21 protein-coding genes are annotated in these 15,062 nt (G+C 63.2%); 12 read left to right on the top strand and 9 right to left on the bottom strand.

What is annotated here, in order from left to right:
* Positions 1 to 125: 125 nt before the first annotated feature.
* Both ACZ5KU_RS26335 and ACZ5KU_RS26340 read right to left on the bottom strand, forming a co-directional pair.
* Complete coding sequence (locus ACZ5KU_RS26335) at positions 126 to 812, bottom strand: LrgB family protein (RefSeq protein WP_054061727.1); 687 nt, start codon at positions 810 to 812, stop codon at positions 126 to 128.
* Positions 802 to 1,188 (bottom strand): CidA/LrgA family protein, encoded by a 387-nt coding sequence (locus tag ACZ5KU_RS26340; protein ID WP_054060568.1) that lies wholly within the window; start codon positions 1,186 to 1,188, stop codon positions 802 to 804. The genes ACZ5KU_RS26335 and ACZ5KU_RS26340 overlap by 11 nt, the downstream gene beginning before the upstream one ends.
* Positions 1,189 to 1,286: 98 nt before the next feature.
* Here ACZ5KU_RS26340 and ACZ5KU_RS26345 point away from each other — a divergent pair, with 98 nt between their 5' ends.
* Positions 1,287 to 2,183, top strand: coding sequence for a LysR family transcriptional regulator (locus tag ACZ5KU_RS26345; RefSeq protein ID WP_054060567.1), 897 nt, complete (start codon positions 1,287 to 1,289; stop codon positions 2,181 to 2,183).
* On the opposite strand, the gene ACZ5KU_RS26350 is transcribed toward ACZ5KU_RS26345, so the two are convergent.
* Positions 2,164 to 2,619: a flavodoxin gene (locus tag ACZ5KU_RS26350; protein WP_054061728.1), complete on the bottom strand. Its 456-nt coding sequence runs from the start codon at positions 2,617 to 2,619 to the stop codon at positions 2,164 to 2,166. The genes ACZ5KU_RS26345 and ACZ5KU_RS26350 overlap by 20 nt on opposite strands.
* A gap of 154 nt (positions 2,620 to 2,773) precedes the next feature.
* Between ACZ5KU_RS26350 and ACZ5KU_RS26355 the strand changes: the two genes are divergently transcribed.
* Both ACZ5KU_RS26355 and ACZ5KU_RS26360 read left to right on the top strand, forming a co-directional pair.
* A complete protein-coding gene (locus tag ACZ5KU_RS26355; RefSeq protein ID WP_464736467.1) occupies positions 2,774 to 3,238 on the top strand; it encodes a PAS domain-containing protein in 465 nt (154 codons plus the stop codon).
* Between the two features lie 67 nt (positions 3,239 to 3,305).
* Positions 3,306 to 3,911 carry a hypothetical protein gene (locus ACZ5KU_RS26360; protein WP_054061730.1) on the top strand — a complete coding sequence of 202 codons (606 nt, stop codon included), beginning with the start codon at positions 3,306 to 3,308 and terminating at the stop codon, positions 3,909 to 3,911.
* 19 nt (positions 3,912 to 3,930) lie between these two features.
* Here the strand turns inward: ACZ5KU_RS26360 and ACZ5KU_RS26365 are convergent, their stop codons facing one another.
* On the bottom strand, positions 3,931 to 4,890 hold the full coding sequence (locus ACZ5KU_RS26365) for a MerR family transcriptional regulator (protein ID WP_464736468.1): 960 nt from the start codon (positions 4,888 to 4,890) through the stop codon (positions 3,931 to 3,933).
* A gap of 211 nt (positions 4,891 to 5,101) precedes the next feature.
* On the opposite strand from ACZ5KU_RS26365, the gene ACZ5KU_RS26370 reads away from it, so the two are divergent.
* The 6 genes from ACZ5KU_RS26370 to ACZ5KU_RS26395 all read left to right on the top strand — a co-directional run bounded on the left by ACZ5KU_RS26370 (position 5,102) and on the right by ACZ5KU_RS26395 (position 8,134).
* Positions 5,102 to 5,671 (top strand): antibiotic biosynthesis monooxygenase, encoded by a 570-nt coding sequence (locus tag ACZ5KU_RS26370; RefSeq protein ID WP_054060562.1) that lies wholly within the window; start codon positions 5,102 to 5,104, stop codon positions 5,669 to 5,671.
* A 92-nt stretch (positions 5,672 to 5,763) separates the two neighbouring features.
* On the top strand, positions 5,764 to 6,474 hold the full coding sequence (gene folM / locus ACZ5KU_RS26375) for a dihydromonapterin reductase (protein WP_054057309.1): 711 nt from the start codon (positions 5,764 to 5,766) through the stop codon (positions 6,472 to 6,474).
* Between the two features lie 23 nt (positions 6,475 to 6,497).
* Entirely contained in the window at positions 6,498 to 7,058 is a 561-nt protein-coding gene (gene folE / locus ACZ5KU_RS26380) for a GTP cyclohydrolase I FolE (RefSeq protein WP_054057310.1), read from the top strand.
* Positions 7,059 to 7,430, top strand: a complete 372-nt coding sequence (folX, locus tag ACZ5KU_RS26385; RefSeq protein WP_054057311.1) for a dihydroneopterin triphosphate 2'-epimerase — start codon at positions 7,059 to 7,061, stop codon at positions 7,428 to 7,430.
* A 76-nt stretch (positions 7,431 to 7,506) separates the two neighbouring features.
* The gene (locus ACZ5KU_RS26390; RefSeq protein WP_054057312.1) at positions 7,507 to 7,803 is read left to right on the top strand and encodes a DUF1244 domain-containing protein; all 297 of its coding nucleotides are present in this window, start codon (positions 7,507 to 7,509) and stop codon (positions 7,801 to 7,803) included.
* Entirely contained in the window at positions 7,796 to 8,134 is a 339-nt protein-coding gene (locus tag ACZ5KU_RS26395; RefSeq protein ID WP_010445219.1) for a HopJ type III effector protein, read from the top strand. The genes ACZ5KU_RS26390 and ACZ5KU_RS26395 overlap by 8 nt, the downstream gene beginning before the upstream one ends.
* 169 nt (positions 8,135 to 8,303) lie before the next feature.
* Here ACZ5KU_RS26395 and trxB read toward each other — a convergent pair whose 3' ends face one another.
* The gene (gene trxB / locus ACZ5KU_RS26400; protein WP_054057313.1) at positions 8,304 to 9,266 is read right to left on the bottom strand and encodes a thioredoxin-disulfide reductase; all 963 of its coding nucleotides are present in this window, start codon (positions 9,264 to 9,266) and stop codon (positions 8,304 to 8,306) included.
* 302 nt (positions 9,267 to 9,568) lie between these two features.
* Between trxB and cysZ the strand changes: the two genes are divergently transcribed.
* On the top strand, positions 9,569 to 10,324 hold the full coding sequence (gene cysZ, locus ACZ5KU_RS26405; protein ID WP_464736469.1) for a sulfate transporter CysZ: 756 nt from the start codon (positions 9,569 to 9,571) through the stop codon (positions 10,322 to 10,324).
* A 50-nt stretch (positions 10,325 to 10,374) separates the two neighbouring features.
* Here the strand turns inward: cysZ and ACZ5KU_RS26410 are convergent, their stop codons facing one another.
* Entirely contained in the window at positions 10,375 to 10,953 is a 579-nt protein-coding gene (locus ACZ5KU_RS26410) for a hypothetical protein (protein WP_054061733.1), read from the bottom strand.
* Between the two features lie 147 nt (positions 10,954 to 11,100).
* Here ACZ5KU_RS26410 and ACZ5KU_RS26415 point away from each other — a divergent pair, with 147 nt between their 5' ends.
* The gene (locus tag ACZ5KU_RS26415) at positions 11,101 to 12,279 is read left to right on the top strand and encodes a glycosyltransferase family 4 protein (protein ID WP_416770492.1); all 1,179 of its coding nucleotides are present in this window, start codon (positions 11,101 to 11,103) and stop codon (positions 12,277 to 12,279) included.
* 3 nt (positions 12,280 to 12,282) lie between these two features.
* Here ACZ5KU_RS26415 and ACZ5KU_RS26420 read toward each other — a convergent pair whose 3' ends face one another.
* The 3 genes from ACZ5KU_RS26420 to ACZ5KU_RS26430 all read right to left on the bottom strand — a co-directional run bounded on the left by ACZ5KU_RS26420 (position 12,283) and on the right by ACZ5KU_RS26430 (position 14,745).
* Positions 12,283 to 13,386, bottom strand: coding sequence for an NADH:flavin oxidoreductase (locus ACZ5KU_RS26420; protein WP_464736470.1), 1,104 nt, complete (start codon positions 13,384 to 13,386; stop codon positions 12,283 to 12,285).
* A gap of 254 nt (positions 13,387 to 13,640) precedes the next feature.
* Positions 13,641 to 14,123, bottom strand: a complete 483-nt coding sequence (locus ACZ5KU_RS26425) for a glutathione peroxidase (protein ID WP_054057318.1) — start codon at positions 14,121 to 14,123, stop codon at positions 13,641 to 13,643.
* A gap of 136 nt (positions 14,124 to 14,259) precedes the next feature.
* Positions 14,260 to 14,745, bottom strand: a complete 486-nt coding sequence (locus tag ACZ5KU_RS26430) for an FKBP-type peptidyl-prolyl cis-trans isomerase (protein ID WP_054057319.1) — start codon at positions 14,743 to 14,745, stop codon at positions 14,260 to 14,262.
* Here ACZ5KU_RS26430 and ACZ5KU_RS26435 point away from each other — a divergent pair.
* Positions 14,714 to 15,052 (top strand): DUF3565 domain-containing protein, encoded by a 339-nt coding sequence (locus tag ACZ5KU_RS26435; RefSeq protein WP_464736471.1) that lies wholly within the window; start codon positions 14,714 to 14,716, stop codon positions 15,050 to 15,052. The genes ACZ5KU_RS26430 and ACZ5KU_RS26435 overlap by 32 nt on opposite strands.
* Positions 15,053 to 15,062: the final 10 nt, after the last annotated feature.

Below are 15,062 nucleotides of genomic sequence, written 5' to 3' on the forward strand. Positions count from 1 at the left end.
TGGGATATAGAGCCTGAGTGTCGGACACGTGGCATCCGGTCACAATAAATACGGCTGGGGGTGAATGGTGCGCGATAAGGCAGAGGGATAGTCCGCGCCTCCCCGCTGGCATCAGCCCGGCCGATTCAGATCAGCATAGCCAGCAGTGGCGCGCAAAACAGGTTGAGCAGGCCGGTCAGGACCATCACCAGGCCGGCGACCGTACCCTCCTCGCCTCCGGCTTCACGGGCCCGGCTGACCCCGGCACCGTGCGCGCCGACGCCGAACAGCGCACCACGCGCCAGGCTGCTGCGCAATGGCAGCCACTTGAGCAGGACGCCACCGACCATCGCGCCGAACACCCCGGTGACCAGCACGAACACCGCCGTCAGGTCGGGTACACCGCCCAGATCACGGGCCAGCGGCATGGCGAAGGGCGTGGTGATCGAGCGCGGCACCAGCGACAGGGCCAGGGCACTGTCCAGCGACAGGGCACGGGCCAGCCCGTAGGAACTGCCGATGGAGGCCACGCTGCCGGCCAGCATGCCCAGCAACAGCGCCGGCCAATGGCGAACGAGCAGGCCACGCTGCTGCCAGATCGGCACCGCGAAGGCCACGGTGGCAGGCCCCAGTACCAGGACCAGCCAATGGGTGTCGCGCGAGTATTCGGCATAGGCGGTGTGCAACGGAACGGCGACCGCCAGCAGGATGATCGGCACCAGGATCAGCGGCGACAACAGGTAACGCCCCGTGCGTCGGTAGCTCCAGCGGCTGAAGGCATAGGCGCCCAGGGTCAACGCCAGCCAGAACAGCGACATCCACTCAAGCTTCACGGCGGCTGCTCCAGCGGCAGACCCATTCGACGGTGAACGCGGTCGAAAGCATCACCAGCAGGGTGCTGCACATGATCACCAGCAGGATCCGCCAACCGTCCTGGCGCAGCATGGCGCCATAGTCCAGCAGGCTCATCAGCGCCGGGATGAAGAACAGCAGCATCTCCGCCATCAGCCAGCCGGCGCCCAGTTGCAGCGCGGCCGGCTTGACCCGCCCCGAGGCGAACAGCAGCAACAGCAGCGCCAGCCCGATCACCCCGCCGGGAATCGGCCAGCCGGTCCAGGCCGCCACCTGACCGCCGAGCAGATAGAGGCCGCACAACACCGACAGTTCGGCGAGCAGACGCGCGGTTTTTTTCAGCAGTGATCTGTTCATCGGATTCAGGCCCTCCCATGGCGAAAATTCTAGAGCCGGGCCTTTCATCCCAAAAGCGAATTGTTAGACTGACATCCATTCCAAATTGGAATTGGCCCATGGAATTCAAGCAACTGCGCAGTTTTGTCGAAGTGGTTCACCAGGGCGGCTTCACCCAGGCCGCCAAGACCCTGCACATCAGCCAGTCGGCGGTGAGCAAGCAGGTCGCCCAGTTGGAACACAGCCTCGGGGTCATGCTGCTGGACCGCCAGGGCCCACAGGTGCTGCCGACCGCTGCCGGCCGGGTGGTATTGCAACGGGCCGAGGAAATGTTGCGCCTGCGCAACGGGCTGCTGCACGAACTCGATGACCTGAGCCAACTGGCCCGGGGCGAGTTGCGCCTGGGGCTGCCGCAACTGGGCGGCGATACCTTGTTCGCCGGATTGTTCGCCGAGTATCGGCGACGCTATCCGAATATCGCCATCCAACTGCTCGAGGGCGGCAGCCTGAACATCGAACCGGCGGTGCTGAGTGGCGAGCTGGAGCTGGGTGCCGGTCTCACGCCAAGCAACCCGGCGTTCGACTGCCAGGCGTTCTGCGACGAGCCCCTGGATGTACTGCTGGCAATCGACCATCCACTGGCCGAGGAAGGCTCGATTCGCCTGGAGCAACTGGCCGACACGCCCTTTCTGCTGTATCAGCGCAGTTTCGTGCTCAACCATCGGCTGATCCAGGCCTGCGAGCGGCTGGGGTTCACCCCCAGGGAAAGCGGGCGCAGCGGCCAGGCGGACTTCCTCGCGGCACTGGTGGCCGCCGGGCAAGGCGTGGCGCTGATGCCCAGCGTGGTCGCCCGCTCGCTGGTGCGGCCCGGCGTGGTCCGCCTGAGCCTCAGTTCGCCCACCGACCTGCGTTGGGATATCGCCTTCATATGGCGCCGTGGCGCCTATCTGTCACAAGCCGCGCAGGCCTGGCTGGCGCTGCTGCGCGAGCGGCCGGTCAACCTTTCAGTGCGCTGATGAACTCGGCCAGCCAGGGCTCGGCGTCGGTTTCAGGGGTGACCGTTTCGCTGGAGTCCAGGCGCAGCATCGGCTGGACCTCACGCAGGCCGAGTTCGGCGAACAGTTCGCGAAATTGTTCGCCGCCACCGCAGAAGGTGTCGCCATAACTCGAATCGCCGAGGGCGATCACCGCACCCGGCAGGCCGCGCCAGGCCGCTGGCAACTGATCGCGAATGGCGTAGTAGAGCGGCTGGATATTGTCCGGCAGCTCGCCCATGCCGGTCGTGGCGGTCACCGCCAGAAAGGCCTCGGGGGCGAACGCCTGGACGTCGGCCAGGCTCGCACGCGGGTCATGCCAGGCCTCGAGGCCGGCCTTGTCGAGGATCCGCTGGGCGTGACGGGCTACTTCTTCGGCGGTGCCGTAGACCGAGCCGGAAAGAATGGCGACTTTCATCAATCTCATCCTGGAGCTGTGTAAAGCCGGGGATATTACCAGATGAGAAATATTCCCACTGAAATTCCCTCCACACGTCCCGGCCGGCATTGACCCGCCGGGACATTCTCTTAAACTTGAATGGCGTGCCAATGGACTGTGGATTTCTCCGACAATGATCAATTCGAAATTGCTGCAACTTGTCATCGATGCCTCCAACGAAGGTATCGTGGTTGCGGAGCAGGAAGGCGAAGACAACATCCTGATCTACGCCAACCCCGCCTTCGAACGCCTTACCGGATACAGCAAGGAGGAAATTCTCTACCAGGACTGCCGTTTCCTGCAGTCCGGCGATCGCGACCAGCCGGCCCTGGCGCTGATTCGCGAAGCGTTGCGCACACGCCAGCCGTGCCGCCATATCATTCGCAACTATCGCAAGGATGGAACGCATTTCTGGAACGAACTGTCGATTTCGCCGGTGTTCAACGAAAGCGACCAACTGACCTATTTCGTCGGTGTGCAGAAGGATGTCACGGCCCAGGTGAAGGCCCAGCAACGGGCTGCCCAACTGGAGGCGCAACTGGCCGAGGTCAAGGCCGAACTCGAAGCCCTCCGGGCGACCAGTGGCGTCAACCAATGATGCAATCCGTTGTCTTATGCAGCGTCAGCCGCCTCAACCAGACCGCCTTGTTTTCTCGAGCCCGATCATGCCCCGCACTGCCCTTCTGACTCAGGACGAGTTGGATTTCATCCGGAACATGCAGCACAACCCGCAGCTCAACAAGCGCGACAATTCGTCGAGCCTGCTGGTCAACGGCGTGTCGCAGATCCGCGACCTGCTGACGAGGCTGGCGGCCCATGAGCAGGTCACCCTCCAGGCCAATTTCGAAAACCAGAAGATGAGTTTTCCGCTGCACCTGGTCGAGGACGAGTTCCATGCCCAGCACCTGCGCCTGGGCGTGCCGAGCATCTTCGAGGACGGTCCGCGGGTCCGGCCGTGGCGCCTGGCCCTGGCAACCCCGGTGTACCTGGAGAACGTCCGCGGCGAGCCTGGAGCACTGGCGGTCCGCGAGATTTCGTTCAAGGGGGTATTGCTGGAATTGCGCAATGGTCTCAAGCCGCCCCGGCAGTTCAACCAGTGGTTCAGCCCGTCAGGCTATGAACGTATCGCCCTGCAGGGACGTTTCGAGCGCGAAACCGAACAGGGCCTGTACGCCTACCGACTCAACCAGAGCAACCCGGACGAAATCCAGCGATTGCGCCAGTACATCCTGCAACAGCACCGCCTGGCGCACCCGGAATTTCACGCCTGAAGGCCTGCACGGCCGATCATCAGGTATCGAGCTTGCCGGCCAGCAACTGCTGAAGGCGCTGGCGCATCGACTGGCCGTCGTGCCCCAGGCAACCGATGCTGGTGCCTTCCAGCGTATCCTGCAGCAGATCCGAGGCATCGCCGGCCAGCATCACCGGGCACTCCACCGCCAGCGCCAGGCGGTTCAACCGCCGGGGCATGTCCGAGGCCGGTGAGCGGTTGGAGTACAACACCAGCGCCCGAGGCCGGGCCTTTTCACAGATCAGCGGCAACTCGTCGAACGGCTGCCCGATGGCCAGTACGCTGATCGGCCATTCGCCATTGCCCAGCAGCAGGCCAGCGACCAGCAGTTCCAGTTCGCGGCAATCGCCCGGCAAGGCGGCGAGAACGATCCGTTCGCCGGTGCCTCCCCTGACCGATTGCAACCGCTGCAACACCCGGCCACGCAGGAAGCTGTCGAGAAACAGCCATTCGCTGGTCTGGCCGTAGGCGTCGCACTGGGCACGCAACTCCTGCCAGAGCGGCATCAGGATATTCTGGAAGACCACCGTCAGCGGATAGCTGGAAAAAATCTGCCCGTACAGGCGCTCCAACGCCAGTTCGTCGAAGCGGCTGATGGCGCCGCCCAGTTGCAGTTGGCAGTTTTGCCAGTCCTCGAGCGGCAACGGCAACAACCGTTCAGTCTCGGGCACCCGCACCGCCGCCTGCTTCGCCAGCAGCTTGCCCACCTTGCTGACGGCCACCCCACGCTCGATCCAGCCGAGAATGCTGCGCACCGTCTCGATATCGCTCATGGCATAGAGACGATGCCCACTTTCGGTGCGTGTCGGCTGGATCAGGCCATAGCGCCGCTCCCAGGCACGCAGGGTCACCGGGTTCACACCGGTCAGGCGCGAAACCTCGCGGATGGGAAACAGCTCTTCCTGCTTCAGAGCCGGCAACGGCAGCTCGATCGCGTCACGTTCGCTGATGACAGACATGTTTTTCACATCAATGTGTAAAATTTTCCAGATATTCTAGCCTATACCGCACCCGTTTCTTCAAACATGAAACACTACGTTTAATACAACTTGTGCTTTTCCCGCAACAGGGAATGATTCTTGCACTACCTCCAGGTGCAGCCCAACACCCCGGCGCTGCATTTCGCAGTGGTCCTACCCGGACAGCCTGCCCGTCTTGTGGAGATACATGATGTCTACCTCACCCGTCACCATGATGGTGGCCCGTCGCGTCGCCGACGGCCGTTATCACGACATGCTCGCCTGGCTCCAGGAAGGCGAACAATTGGCTACCGACTTTCCCGGCTACCTGGGTTCCGGTGTACTCGCGCCACCTCCCGGCGACAACGAATTCCAGATGATTTTCCGCTTCAGCGACGCCGACACCCTGCACGCCTGGGAGCACTCCGCCTCGCGCAAGGCCTGGCTGGAACGCGGCGGCGACCTGTTCGCACGGCCTTCCGAACATCGTGTCAGCGGCCTGGAAGGCTGGTTCGGCAACACCGACCAGCGCCCGCCACGCTGGAAGCAGAGCGTGGCGATCTGGCTGGCATTCTTTCCGGTGTCGCTGCTGTTCAACTTCGTGCTGGGGCCCCTACTGGCCGAGCTGGAACTGGTGCCGCGGATTCTCGTCAGCACCCTGATGCTGACACCGATGATGGTGTACTGCTTCATTCCCCTGTCGACCCGACTGCTCGCCGGCTGGCTGCACGGCACCCCGCCGCGGACGCTGCCGGGCACGGCGCCCACCCGCAGCCGCTGAGGCTGGCGCGGGCTCGCGGCATGGTTGTGGAAGGCGTGTGGCTGGTATAGTTTGACTCCAGTCACCCCTTCACAGCCTGCCGCGAGCCTTCGATGCCATCGTCCTCCGCCCCGATCCTGATCACTGGCGCCAGCCAGCGCGTCGGCCTGCATTGCGCAGAGCGGCTGTTGGCCGACGGCTGCCCGGTGATCGTCAGCTACCGCAGCGAGCGCCCGGGCCTGCAGAGCCTGCGGGAACAGGGCGCGATCACGCTGTTCGCCGACTTCGCCAGCGAAGCCGGCATCCTGGCCTTCATCGACAGCCTCAAGCAGCACGCCGACAGCCTGCGGGCGATCGTCCACAATGCTTCGGCGTGGCTGGCCGAGACCCCGGGAGACGAAAGCGAAGCCTTCACCCGGATGTTCGGCATCCACATGCTCGCGCCGTACCTGATCAACCTGCATTGCGCCGAGCTGCTGCGCCGTTCGCCACAGGCCGACATCATTCATATCAGCGATGACGTGACCCGCAAGGGCAGCAGCAAGCACATCGCCTACTGCGCCAGCAAGGCCGGGCTCGACAGCCTGACGCTGTCCTTCGCGGCCAAATACGCCCCGCGGATCAAGGTCAACGGCATCGCCCCGGCCCTGCTGATGTTCAACCCCGACGACGACGCGGCGTACCGCGCCAAGACCCTGGCCAAGTCGGCCATGGGCATCGAGCCCGGTGCCGAGGTGATCTACCAGAGCCTGCGCTATCTGCTGGACAATCCCTATGTCACCGGCACAACCTTGACCGTCAATGGCGGCCGGCACCTCAAGTAGGCCGCCCGCGAGGAAACCACGCAATGAGCGCATCACTGCCCGAGCATTACCGCGAGATCCTCCTCGGCCTGGGTGAAGACCCGGATCGCGAGGGTCTGCTGGATACCCCGAAACGGGCGGCCAAGGCCATGCAGTACCTGTGTCACGGCTATGCCGAAACCCTCGACGAGGTGGTCAACGGGGCGCTGTTCGCCTCGGACAACGACGAGATGGTGATCGTCAAGGACATCGAGCTGTACTCGTTGTGCGAACATCACCTGCTGCCGTTCATCGGCAAGGCCCACGTCGCCTACATACCGACCGGCAAGGTGCTGGGGTTGTCGAAGATCGCCCGGATCGTCGACATGTTCGCCCGGCGCCTGCAGATCCAGGAGAACCTGACCCGGGAAATCGCCGAGGCGATCCGGCAGGTAACCAGCGCTGCCGGAGTCGCGGTGGTGATCGAGGCGCAGCACATGTGCATGATGATGCGCGGCGTGGAAAAACAGAATTCGACCATGAACACCTCGGTGATGCTCGGCGCCTTCCGCGACTCGAACACCACCCGCATGGAGTTCCTGCAACTGATCGGACGGAGCAAGTAAATGCCACAACTTCAACCGGGAATGGCCCGGATCCGGGTCAAGGACCTGCGCCTGCGCACCTTCATCGGGATCAATGAGGAAGAGATCCTCAACAAGCAGGATGTGCTGATCAACCTGACCATCCTGTACGCCGCCCAGGAGGCGGTGCGTGACAACGATATCGATCATGCGCTGAATTACCGCACCATCACCAAGTCGATCATCCAGCACGTGGAGGGCAACCGCTTTGCCCTGCTCGAACGCATGACCCAGGAACTGCTGGACCTGGTGATGAGCAACCAGGCGGTGCTCTACGCCGAGGTCGAAGTCGACAAGCCGCACGCCCTGCGGTTCGCCGAGTCGGTATCGATCACCCTGGCGGCAAACCGCTGAAAACCTGAGCTGCCTGGCGCTAGCGGCGCCAGGCTCATATCATCGCGCCCTACGTTCCCCAAGCACAGAGCCCATCATGACCGAGCAAGAACGCCTCGAACTCGAAGCCGCCGCCTTTCGCCGGCTGGTCGCCCACCTGGACAACCGCAAGGACGTGCAGAACATCGACCTGATGAACCTCGCCGGGTTCTGCCGCAACTGCCTGTCCAAGTGGTACAAGGCCGAAGCCGACGAGCGCCGGATCGAGCTGAGCCTCGACGAGGCCCGTGAAGTGGTCTACGGCATGCCTTACGCCGAGTGGAAAGCCCAATACCAGAAAGAAGCCAGTGCCGAACAACAGGCGGCATTCGCCAAAGGAAAACCCCATGACTGATCTGAACACCCTGCGCGCCAGCCTAGAGAGCGGCGAGCACGTCTTTGCCGACACCCTGGCCTTCATCGCCGCCGGCTACGACTACCAGCCACAGGCCTTCAACAATGGTGGCGTGGAAAATGCCGCCGGGCAGAACGAGGGCTCGTGCAAGACCCTGGGCCTGGCCCTGCTCGAAGGCCTGAGTGACCAGCAGGCGCTGCTGGCGTTTGGCGAGCATTACCGTTCGGTGCTGGCGACCCCTGAAGGCAGCGATCACGGCAACATCCGTGCGCTGATCAAGCACGGCCTGGCCGGCGTGAAGTTCACCGCGCAGCCGCTGACCCGGCGCTGAGGCTTTCGCGGATAAATCCCACAATGGTCCCGTCAGGCACCTATGTGGTGTGCGGCAGATGGCTCTTGTGGGAGCCGGATTTATCCGCGAACAAGTGCCACAGAACAGCATTGCCTGGCACAGATACAAAAAAACCGGCCAAGGGCCGGTTTTTTCATTTCAGGTTCACTCAGAACGATGCGTTCTGCAGACCGTCCAGGTAACGCTCGGTGTCCAGTGCCGCCATGCAGCCGGCGCCGGCCGAGGTGATCGCCTGGCGGTAGACATGGTCAGCCACGTCGCCCGCCGCGAAGATACCCTCGACGCTGGTGGCGGTCGCATTGCCTTCACGGCCGCCCTGCACCACCAGGTAGCCATCCTTCAGTTCCAGCTGGCCTTCGAACAGCGAAGTGTTCGGGGTGTGGCCGATCGCGATGAACACGCCGTCGACCTTGATCTCGTCGAAGCTGCCATCGTTGTTCTTCAGGCGGGCACCGGTCACGCCCATGTTGTCGCCAAGCACTTCGTCCAGGGTGGCGTTCAGCTTGAGGATGATCTTGCCTTCGGCGACACGGGCGTGCAGCTTGTCGATCAGGATCTTCTCGGCGCGGAAGGTGTCGCGACGGTGGATCAGGGTCACGGTGCTGGCGATGTTGGCCAGGTACAGCGCCTCTTCCACGGCGGTGTTGCCACCACCGACCACGGCGACCGGCTTGTTGCGGTAGAAGAAACCGTCGCAGGTCGCGCAGGCCGAAACGCCCTTGCCCATGAAGGCCTCTTCCGAAGGCAGGCCCAGGTAGCGGGCGCTGGCGCCGGTGGCGATGATCAGGGCGTCGCAGGTGAAGGTGCCGCTATCGCCGACCAGGGTGTAGGGCTTCTTGGCGAAGTCCACCGCGTTGATGTGGTCGAAGACGATTTCGGTTTCGAAACGCTCGGCGTGTTCGCGCATGCGCTCCATCAGCGCCGGGCCGGTCAGGCCGTGCACGTCACCGGGCCAGTTGTCGACTTCGGTGGTGGTGGTCAGTTGGCCGCCGGCCTGCATGCCGGTGATCAGTAGCGGCTTGAGGTTGGCCCGAGCCGCATAGACCGCAGCACTGTAACCGGCAGGGCCGGAACCGAGAATAATCACTCGCGAATGACGTACTTCAGACATGACTCACTCCTGTCGACCGCCCGTATGGCACCGGGACGGAACGCCGGCGAACCGGCTGGAATAAAAAAGGACTGCGAAAGCGCTTGGGGAAGGCTTGTAGCACACAGTCCTGAAAAATAATGTTGTGCAGCGTAACGAGGGGGCAAAGATTAAGGAAATACGCAATAACAATCCAGCTCATAGCAGGTCTCTATCCATAGGGACGTTCTGCCCGATCCCTTTGTTACCTTAAATGTCGACGCTTTCACCGCCTGTGCAAAGCCGGTAAGGTCGGCGCGTTTTCACCTGCTTCGGAGCCCGTTATGCCCGCACCCGTGATGTCCGGCCCACACTACCTGCGCGAGGGCCTCAAACTGGTCCTGAGCCCGGGGCTGCGCCTGTTTGTCCTGCTGCCGCTGCTGGTCAACCTGGTGCTGTTCGTCGGGCTGATCTATTTCGCCGGCCATGAGTTCAGCCTCTGGGTCGATCACCTGATGCCGACCCTGCCCGGCTGGCTGAGCTTTCTCAACTACATCCTCTGGCCGCTGTTCGTGGTGCTGGTGATCCTGATGGTGTTCTTCACCTTCACGATGCTGGCCAACATCATCGCCTCGCCGTTCAACGGTTTTCTTGCGGAAAAGGTCGAGGTGGTGGTGCGCGGCAATGACAACTTCCCAGCCTTCAGCTGGGGCGAACTGCTGGCGATGGTGCCACGGACCCTGGCCCGGGAAATGCGCAAGCTGGGCTATTTCCTGCCACGGGCCATCGGGCTGTTCATCCTGTCGTTCATCCCGGTGGTGAACATCATCGCCGCACCGCTGTGGCTGCTGTTCGGGGTCTGGATGATGGCGATCCAGTACATCGACTATCCGGCGGACAACCACAAGATGAGCTGGCAGGACATGCTCGCCTGGCTGCGCAGCAAGCGCTGGCAGAGCATGAGCTTCGGTGGCAGCGTCTACCTGGCGCTGCTGATTCCGGTGGTCAACCTGCTGATGATGCCGGCGGCGATTGCCGGGGCAACGCTGTTCTGGGTACGGGAACGCGGGGATGAGGCACTGGCGCCGGTTGCACGCTGACGCCAGGCCAGTCACATGGCACCGGGCCAGTCATCGGCCCGGTGCTCATTTCAGCTCGGGAGTGCAAAGATGCCGATCAGGGCGAGCACCCAGACGATACCGCCGAGCACGATAACCAGGTAATTGAGCGGGCTGAAGCTGGCGTTGCTGTCACCCTCGACATCACCGCTGGCAAAATTGATCGCCTGCTGGCCCTGCCAGGTGACGAAGACCTGGGCAAACACCCAGAAGGTGCTGAGCACCACCAGGAGCGAGCCGCCGATATTCTTCCTGACCAGCATCTCCAGCACGTTGCCGAGTACCGCGAAGACCACGAACAGGGTCGCCCAGAGCGAGGCATCCCAGCGATAGCCGCGGCCGCTGGCCAGGATGCTCTTTTCGACATGGCGATACAGCGCGTGGACAAAAAAGATCGCGAACAGCCCGCGGGCAGCCGGCCAGATATCCAGTTGTGTCGATGCCTTGTACTGGCTCCAGTTCTTGTAGGACCAGTAGATCTGGTAAATCCCCAGGCTGAAGATGAACAGCAGGAAGAACTTGGTTTTCGAAACCACGTAGAAGCGGCCGATGGCCTCGCTGCGCGGTGCATTCAGGTCCGCCTGGGGCGGCGCATAGATATTGTCGGTCACGGGATCTCCTTGAACGTGGTGGACGCCTGATGATAACGAGCCAGTGACCCGGATATCGAGGACGCGAAGGGCAGTCTGGAGCCTCCGTCACAAATCCATCACCCAAATGCCACAACCCCGCAACGGGCCCGGGTGAATACTGCAACCATGACGACAGCTCTGCATATCACCCTGATCACCGAAACCTTCCCACCCGAAATCAACGGCGTGGCCAATACCCTTGGCCGCCTGTGCGAGGGTTTGCGCGCCCGGGGTCACCAGATCGAGCTGGTGCGCCCGCGCCAGAGCTGCGACCAGACCCGTCCCAGTGACACCGAACTGTTGCTGTGTCGCGGCTGGCCACTGCCGGGCTATCCGGGCCTGCAATGGGGTCAGTCGTCGATGCACAAGCTGTTGCGCCGCTGGAAACGCCAGCGCCCGGACGTGCTGTACATCGCCACCGAAGGGCCCCTGGGCCTCTCCGCGTTGCGCGCGGCACGCCGCCTGGGAATCTCCGTGGTCAGCGGTTTCCACACCAATTTCCAGCAATACTCCCACCAGTACGGCCTGGGGATGCTGACGCGCTTGCTGACCCATTACCTGCGCTGGTTCCACAACCGCTCCAAGCTGACCCTGGTGCCCAGTGTCAGCCAGCGCCTGGAACTGGAGCGGCGGCACTTCGAACGCCTGGAACTGCTGTCGCGGGGCGTCGACAGCCAACTGTTCCACCCGGCCAAGCGGCAGCATGCACTGCGGGAAAGTTGGGGGTTGGCGCAGGACGATATCGCCGTGATGTATGTCGGACGGCTGGCGACCGAGAAGAACCTCGGCCTGCTGGGCCGTACCTTCCAGGCCCTGCAGACGACTTATCCACAACGGACGCTGAAGCTGATCGTGGTTGGCGACGGTCCACTGCGCGCCACGCTGGAGAAGGAACTGCCCGGGGCGATTTTCTGCGGCACCCAGCGTGGCGAGACCCTGGCGGCGCACTATGCCAGCGGCGACCTGTTCGTGTTTCCCAGCCTGACCGAAACCTTCGGCAATGTGGTGCTCGAAGCGCTGGCCTCGGGTTTGGCGGTGGTCGCCTATGACCAGGCGGCGGCGGCCCAGCATATCCGCCATGGCTACAACGGCGTGCTGGCGATGCCCGGCGATGAGGAGGCCTTTCGTGACGCCGCCTGCTGGCTGCTCGAAGGCGGGGAAACCCTGCGTAACGTGCGCCTGAACGCGCGCCAGCATGCCAGCCGGCAGAGCTGGGGGGCGATCGTCGAACAGTTCGAGATGCAGTTGCGCGGCGCCTGCGAAGCGGAACAGGGGACGCCCCATGCGCCCCCGGTTCCGCGATAGCCCTCAGACCAGGCTGGCCAGGGCCTCGCGGCTGAACGGCAGGATGTCCTGCTCGCGCCCGTCGCGCACTTTCACCGCCCAGTCCGGATCGACCAGCAACGCACGGCCCACCGCCACCAGGTCGAACTCATCGTTGTTCAGGCGCTCCAGCAGCTTTTCCAGGCTGGCCGGCTGGGCCACCTTGTCGGTATTGACCATGAACTGCAGGAATTCGCCATCCAGGCCGACGCTGCCCACGGTGATGGTCGGCTTGCCGGTCAGCTTGCGGGTCCAGCCGGCCAGGTTGAGTGTCGAACCCTCGAACTCCGGCTCCCAGAAACGTCGGGTGGAGCAGTGGAAGATATCCACGCCGGCATCGGCCAACGGCTTGAGGAACTCACCCAGCGCCTCCGGTGTCTGCACCAGACGCGCGGTGTAGTCCTGCTGCTTCCACTGGGAGAAGCGGAAGATGATCGGAAAGCCCGAGCCGACGGCGGCGCGTACGGCCTGGATCAACTCGATGGCGAAGCGCGAACGGTTGGCCAGGCTGCCGCCGTATTCGTCGCTGCGCTGATTGCTGCCTTCCCAGAAGAACTGGTCGATCAGGTAGCCGTGGGCGCCGTGGATCTCGACACCGTCCATGCCGATGGCCTTGGCATCCTTCGCCGCCTGGGCGAACGCGGCGATCACGTCCTGAATGTCCTGGTGGGTCATGCCGTGGACCACCACCTGGCCGTCCTTGAGTTTTTCGCTCGGGCCGTAGCCGGGAACGCTGGCATCCGGCTCGGTACCCAGGCGCCGCACGTTACCCACGTGCCAGAGCTGCGGAACGATCCTGCCGCCTTCGGCGTGTACCGCCTCCACCACTTTCTTCCAGCCGGCCAGGGCCGCCTCGCCATAGAAATGCGGCACGTTCGGGTACCCGTTGGCCGCCGGGTGGCCGACGGTGGTGCCCTCGGTGACGATCAGGCCGACACCCGCCGCCGCCCGCTTGCGGTAGTACTCGATGACTTTCGAATTGGGCACGCCGCCTGGGGAAAACGAACGGGTCATCGGTGCCATCACCACCCGGGTCGGCAGTTCCAGGGCACCAAGGTGGAAAGGTTTGAACAAGGCTTGGACCGACATGGGTGGCACTCCACGGCTGAAGGGGAATTTATGATCAGGATAATATTCCGCCGTCAGCGCCACGCCCAGCACTATTGATCTGAGTGATCAAGCTCGAAAAGTGTGAGGAAACCGGCCGCGCCCGAAAAACGCTGAACCCTGCAGGAGCGGGCTTGCCCGCGAAGGGGAGCGCAAGGCCGCCAAAAGCTTCACGGTCAAGCCAAAGCCCGCTCCCACTGGTCCGCCCCAGGCAGTCCGGCTGTCACGGACCGGTATCAGGCCAACGCCTTTTCGATGGCCTGGATCACCGCCGGATCATCCGGCGCCGTACGCGGCGAGAAACGCGCCAGCACGCGCCCGTCCTTGCCCATCAGGAACTTCTCGAAGTTCCAGGTGATGTCCCCGGGAAACTCGGCCCCCTCGCCCGCCAGCAGCCGATAGAGCTGATGACGATCATGGCCGTTGACTTCCAGCTTGCGGCTCAACGGAAAGGTCACCCCGTAGTTGAGGCTGCAGAACTCGCGAATCTCGTCTTCGGAACCCGGCTCCTGGCCGGCGAACTGGTTGCACGGCACGCCCAGCACCGTGAACCCCTGGCCCTTGTACTGCTGGTAGAGGTTTTCCAGTGCCGCGTACTGCGGCGTCAGGCCACATTTGGAGGCGACATTGACCACCAGCACGACATGCCCCTTGAAGGGAGCGAGAGGCAGGTCCTGGCCGTCCAGCGCCACCAGCGTAAGGTCGTGAAAAGCACTCATGGCGAACTCCCGATAATCCCCTGTTACGTCCCGACATTGTTGCCCGACACCACGACCGGTTTCCAGCGACGAAACCGCGGCGGACTAAAAAGGCGCCCGTGGGCGCCTTCCTACAACCAGAGCTTAGCAGCAGAACTCAGTGGTGATGGCCGCCTTCGCCATGGATGTGACCATGGGCGACTTCTTCCTGGCTCGCGTCACGGATGTTGACGACCTTGACCTTGAAGTTCAGGCGCTGGCCAGCCAGCGGGTGGTTGCCGTCGACGGTGACGTCGTCGCCGTCCAGGTCACGGATGGTGACGATCTGCATCTGGCCATCCGGAGCGGAAGCGTGGAACTGCATGCCCACTTCCAGCTCGTCGACGCCTTCGAACATGCTGCGGCTCAGGGTGCTGACCAGTTCAGCGGAGTATTCGCCGTAGGCATCTTCAGGCTCGACGGTGACGTTCAGTTCGTCACCCACGGCCTTGCCTTCCAGGGCCTTTTCCAGGCCTGGAATGATGTTGCCTGCACCTTGCAGGTACACCAGCGGCGCGCCGCCGGCAGAGCTGTCGATGACCTCACCAGCGTCGTTGGTCAGGGTATAGTCGATGGACACAGCCTTATTGGCGGCGATCAGCATGGGGCGAGACCTTTTGCAGAAGAATGAAGAACGGACAAGTCTAAACAAGGATTCGTCCGAAAGCGAACGGAACCCGGACGGACGGGTTGAACCAACCCCATCTTTCATCCTCGGTTTCCATCAGGACGAGGACGGCCACTGGGTCGCCGAACTGTCCTGCGGCCACACCCAGCACCTGCGCCACCAGCCGCCGTGGCAGTCGCGTGCCTGGGTGCAGGCCCCGACGCAGCGTTCGGCGCGAATCGGCCAGCCCTTTGAATGTGGTTGGTGCGCACAGGGCTCGGTTAGCGCTAACCTTGGCGTCTGAACATCGCAGG

It is taken from the genome of Pseudomonas sp. Tof1, assembly GCF_055390395.1.